The organism is Acetobacter sp. DmW_136, from assembly GCF_008690365.1.
Classification (GTDB): Bacteria; Pseudomonadota; Alphaproteobacteria; order Acetobacterales; family Acetobacteraceae; genus Acetobacter; species Acetobacter oryzifermentans.
On sequence record NZ_VHON01000040.1, the window covers coordinates 1 to 5,624 of the forward strand.

Annotated in this window: 4 protein-coding genes; all 4 read right to left on the reverse strand. The window is 56.4% G+C overall.

What is annotated here, in order from left to right; genetic code table 11:
* Positions 1–108: 108 nt before the first annotated feature.
* Entirely contained in the window at positions 109–1,914 is a 1,806-nt protein-coding gene (lepA, locus tag FKW31_RS13115; protein ID WP_012812615.1) for a translation elongation factor 4, read from the reverse strand.
* 125 nt (positions 1,915–2,039) lie between these two features.
* The gene (locus tag FKW31_RS13120) at positions 2,040–2,684 is read right to left on the reverse strand and encodes a helix-turn-helix transcriptional regulator (RefSeq protein WP_006117151.1); all 645 of its coding nucleotides are present in this window, start codon (positions 2,682–2,684) and stop codon (positions 2,040–2,042) included.
* On the reverse strand, positions 2,681–2,935 hold the full coding sequence (locus FKW31_RS13125; protein WP_082823122.1) for a hypothetical protein: 255 nt from the start codon (positions 2,933–2,935) through the stop codon (positions 2,681–2,683). The genes FKW31_RS13120 and FKW31_RS13125 overlap by 4 nt, the downstream gene beginning before the upstream one ends.
* Before the next feature lie 110 nt (positions 2,936–3,045).
* Positions 3,046–5,460, reverse strand: coding sequence for a membrane-bound PQQ-dependent dehydrogenase, glucose/quinate/shikimate family (locus FKW31_RS13130; protein ID WP_150178750.1), 2,415 nt, complete (start codon positions 5,458–5,460; stop codon positions 3,046–3,048).
* Positions 5,461–5,624: the final 164 nt, after the last annotated feature.

Sequence of the window (5,624 nt, forward strand, 5' to 3'; positions counted from 1 at the left end):
AAACAATCCCCTCCGGCATACGGACGTTTACAGGACAAGGCAAGTCCGGTTTCCAACGGCCCTGCCCTGTTACGCCCGATGTGCTGGAAAGTTCCGCCCGGTCCTGTTTCAGTGTTCCATTTTAAGCGCAGCCAAGAAGGCGCTTTGCGGAATTTCCACCTTACCAAACTGCCGCATGCGCTTTTTACCTTCCTTCTGCTTTTCCAGAAGTTTGCGCTTACGGGAGATATCACCACCATAACACTTGGCCGTTACATCCTTGGAAAGTGCGCCAATGGTTTCACGCGCAATCACCTTACTGCCAATAGCGGCCTGAATGGCGATTTTAAACAACTGGCGGGGAATCAAATCCTTCAAGCGTGCGCAAATCGAACGCCCGCGAGATTCCGCCGCCGTGCGGTGCGCAATAAAGGACAGTGCATCCACTGGCTCCTGATTAACCAGAATGGAAATACGCACGAGGTCACTCTCCTCATACCCATCCATCTGGTAATCAAAGCTGGCGTAGCCACGGGTAAGAGATTTCAGGCGGTCATAGAAATCAAACACCACTTCGTTCAGTGGCAGGCGATACACCGCCATCGCACGGCTGCCCACATAGGTCAGATCTACCTGCACGCCGCGCCGTTCTGTGCACAGCGTGAGCACCGCGCCCAGATATTCATCCGGCACCATGATGGTGGCTTTAATCCACGGTTCCTCAATGGTTTCAATCAGGGAGGAATCGGGCATATCCGCCGGGTTGTGCAGTTCTTCCCGCTCACCATTGGTGCGGGTGATTTTGTACACCACGGAAGGCGCTGTTGCGATGAGATCCAGATCGAATTCGCGCGACAGACGTTCCTGAATAATTTCCAGATGCAGCAGGCCAAGGAAGCCACAACGGAACCCAAAACCAAGGGCTGCGGATGTTTCGGCCTCATAGTGGAAGGAGGCATCGTTCAGGCGCAGCTTGGCAAGGCTATCGCGCAGTTTTTCAAAGTCATCGGCCACAACGGGGTAGAGGCCACACCACACCACGGGAATGGAGGGTTTGAACCCCGGCAAGGGCTTTTCTGCCGGGCGGCGATCATCTGTAATGGTATCACCCACATTACAGTCTGCCACGGTTTTAATAGCCGCGTTGATAAAGCCCATTTCACCCGGACCAAGGCTTTCAACACTGGTCATGCGCGGGGCAAACACGCCCACCTGATCCACCTGATGCACAGCGCCGGAGGACATCATGCGCACTTTCATACCGCGCTTGAGCCGCCCTTCCTTAATACGCACCAGCACGATCACACCCAGATACGGGTCGTACCAGCTATCAATCAGCATGGCCTGCAAAGGCTTTTCCGCATCACCTGTTGGAGGTGGCAGGCGGGTTACAACGGCTTCCAGCACGCCTTCAATATTCAGGCCGGTTTTGGCGGAAATTTCCACCGCATCATCAGCCGGAATACCAATAACTTCTTCAATCTGGGCCTTTACGCGCTCAGGCTCTGCTGCGGGCAGATCCACCTTGTTGAGCACGGGCACAATTTCGTGGTTGGCATCAATGGCCTGATACACGTTGGCCAGTGTTTGCGCTTCCACCCCCTGAGAGGCATCCACCACCAGCAAAGAACCTTCGCACGCCGCCAAAGACCGGCTGACTTCATAAGCAAAGTCCACGTGTCCGGGAGTGTCCATCAGGTTCAGCACATAGGTGTTGCCATCCTTGGCCGGATAAGTCAGCCGGACGGTTTGCGCCTTAATGGTAATGCCACGCTCACGCTCCAGATCCATGTTGTCCAGAACCTGATTGGTCATTTCACGCGCGGTTAGGGCACCGCACGCCTGAATCAGGCGGTCAGCCAGAGTGGATTTCCCATGATCGATATGTGCGATGATGGAAAAATTGCGGATGAGCGAAAGGGGTGTATCGGTCATGCTGCTCCTTTAAGCGAAACGGAAAGAAAAGTCAGCCGCTTCCGCACGGGCTTGGGCCATTATCAGATAAATTTTTTCCCTATTGCGCACACTGCCGCATTTGGCACCAGCCCGCAGCCTGTTTTTTAGCCAGATATCAGCACAATACGGTGCAGCCATACGCCAGCAGCGGCCGCGGGCACAGGTTGCAAGGCGCTGCGCCCAAAGGGCTGAATGGCCCGCACAGGTTTTTCTTGCAAAATGCCCACCACCGGGGCTTGCCCTGCGCGTATCAGCACCACGCGGTCTGCCCCACGTGGGTGCAAGGCAGGTTGCACCACCAAGGAACAACCCAGCCGCAATATGGGTTCCATGCCTTCCGTATCTACCCGCAACATATAGGCCGAAGATGACGGCAGGCTGAAAAATGTTTCCTCCTGCTCCCACAACCCTCCGGCGGGCAGGCCTGCACGATCCAGCACGCCGCCCTGATCCAACCATGAAAGCGGCAAGCTGCGCATAAAGCATGGTGCCGGAGTTTTTGCCCCATCTGGTTGTTCATACCCCCAGAGATGGGCCTCAAACTGAGCGAGGGAAACACGCAACACATCCAGCGCACGCAGCAGGCTTGGCAGCGCAGGCCAGCGCCACACGCCATGCCCCGTATGGCGGCGCGAGGGGTTAAAGGTCGTGGCATCCAGCCCCGCCGCCCGCGCCAAGCCAGAGGGCGTAAGCCCTCGCTCCTGCGCCAGCGTATCCAGTGCGTGCCATATGCGCTCTGCCGGTATCATGGTTTTTTGGTGTGGAGCTTTTCCTGCTTCAGCACATCGCTGGCGTGGCGGGCTGTGCCTTCATCGGTAATAAAAAAACGCCCCTGTGCATTCTGCTGCGCCAGGCCCTTACCAGCCAGACGTGTCAGGCAGGGATCATCCTTCATGCCAGTTGGGCGGCCTGCATCCCCCGCAAGGCAAAGCCTGTGCAGCGCGGCGCGGCAACATGTTTCAAGGTAGGGTTCGTTCCACATGGATGCAGGATCACGCATCCCGCACGCGGCGGCAAGAGGATGTTTTCATGCAAAGCCGCTCCCCCAAACACAAAGCGGGCACACGCATGATACGTGTGCCCGCCAAAGCCTGCCCAAACAAAGCAGAGTTAGTGTTTTACCTGTGCATCTGGCAGCGCATAGGCCACCACGTAATCCCCCAGCTTGGTGCCAAAGGAACCGTGGCCGCCATCTACCGAGAGCACATATTGATGGCCGTTTTCTTCATACGTCATGGGGGTGGATTGCCCCCCTGCTGGCAAACGATCCTGCCAGAGCTGCTGGCCTGTCGTCACATCATAGGCGCGGATATACATATCCAGCGTGGATGTCAGAAACGCTACACCACCTGCGGTAATGATTGGCCCACCCAATGAGGGCACCCCAACACGAAAGGCCAGTGGCACGGGGGAGCTATCACGCGTGGTGCCATTGCGGTGCTTCCACAACACCGTGTTGGTGCGCAAATCCAACCCTGCCACATAGCCCCAACCCGGCTGTTTGCACGGAATACCAATGGGGGACAGGAATGGGTGCAAGTCCACCCCAAATGGTGTGCCATATTGTGGCTGCAAACCAGCCTCTCCACCAGAAGGGCCTGCATTCTGCGGCGGCTCTGCCGGGTTATTTGGCCCACGCGGCACAAGCCTAGAAACAAACGGCACGGCAATGGGGTTGGTAAACGCTACCTCCCGCACCGGATCTACCGCCAAGCCGCCCCATTCAAACATGCCCAGATTACCGGGGAACACCAGCGTACCCTGCGTGGAAGGCGGCGTGAATGGCCCCTCATACCGCAGGCGTTTGAACATGATACGGCAAGCCAGTTGATCAAACATGGTTGCGCCCCACATATCCGCATCCGTGAGGTTGTTTTTGGGGCGGAATGTAAGTGCAGAGAACGGCTGGGTAGGAGAAAGGTGATCCCCCGGAGCAGCCCCCTGCGGCACAGGCATTTCTGGCGCGGGCACTAGCAAATGGCCATTGCGCCGATCCAGCACAAAAATATTGCCTGTTTTGGCGGGTGCATACAATGCGGGCACAACGGCGCCATCGGCCTGTTTTATGTCTACAAGGCTGGGTTGAGATGGCACATCCATGTCCCACAGATCATGATGCACTGTCTGGTAAAACCATACTTTGCGCCCGGTATCTGCATCCAACGCCAGAATGCCAGAGGCATAACGCTCCTGATCCGGCGTGCGGTGGCCACCCCAGATATCCGGCGTGGCAACACCCGTGGGAATGTAAATCTGGTTCAGCCGCGCATCATAGGCCGACGTAATCCATGAATTGGGAGAATTGGCCACATAATGATGGGTGGCGGAGGGCAGTTCATTGGGGTTCGGGTTGCCCGGATCAAACGCCCATATCAGCTTGCCGCTATACAGATCATACCCGCGCGTAACGCCTGAAGGTTCGTGCGTGGAGTAGTTATCTGTAACCGCGCCAGAAATAATAGCTACCTTGGAGGTAATAACCGGCGGGGATGTGGGCTCGTAAAACCCCGGCGTGCGCATGGGCATGCCATCTGTAAGATCCAGCGCGCCATCACGCCCAAAACCACGGCACAGGGCACCGGTATCGGCATTTAGGGCAAACAGGCGACCATCATTGGTGGGCAGGAAAATACGGTGTGCGCAATCATCCGCCACGGCAACATCGTGGGCCTGTTCTTCCGCCACCGGCGTTTCTGCGTAAGACACGCCACGGCATGTCATGTGCTGATAAGAGGCGTTGTAGGTAATTTTGGGGTCAAAATGCCAGCGCTCATGCCCGGTGGCGGCATCTACAGCAAACAGGATCTGGTGTGGTGAGCACAGATACAGCGTATCGCGCACCTTTATGGGCGTGGCTTCATCTGTAATTTCTCCCGGATCATCCGGGCGCTTCAGATCATGCGTGCGAAACACCCATGCCACTTTCAGATTCCGCACATTGCTGGCTGTAATCTGAGAAAGTGGGGAGTATCTGTCCCCCGCCTGCGTGCGGCCATAAGCGGGCCAATCTGCTGCGGGCACAACCGTATTATCCCCCGGCAATGGAGAGGATGAAGCCTGCACACCAGCACGAGGCAGAACACCCGCAACATCCTGCGGGTCTTGCGTAAGGGCATAGCCATACACACCGGCCCCGACCACAACACCAGCCAGCAAGGGCGCGCTGTTCCAGCCAGAAGACGGCAACAATCGAGAAGAAACAAAAGGCAACACAAGCCACAACCCCAGTGGCAACAGCACATCACCACGCGGGGCCAAGGCCCAGAAATCAAACCCGGCTTCCCCAACAGACCATACAAGGGTGGCCGCAACCAGCACCGCGTAAAGCCACAGAGCCTCGCGCCGCCGCCGCCATAGCAGCACCGCCGTAGCCAGCAGCACAACGCCGCACACCACGTAAAAGCAGGAGCCGCCCAGCAGGGCCAGCCAGATACCCCCACCTGCAAGAAAAACGCCTAATATTGCAAAAACTGCTGCGGTAATCCGCAATACAATATCGGGCCGGTGACTATTTGTTTGTATCATGTTGCCTATTTTCTGCCCTGCACACGTTCACATCCAAATTTTTCTGCACAAGAAAAACCGTTTCAGAATAATCAATACAACAGCGCGGCATTGCATCCCAAGAAAATACTGTAAAACACACAAAAAACCGCCTGCATTTTTATAAAACACAGGCGGTTACAGAA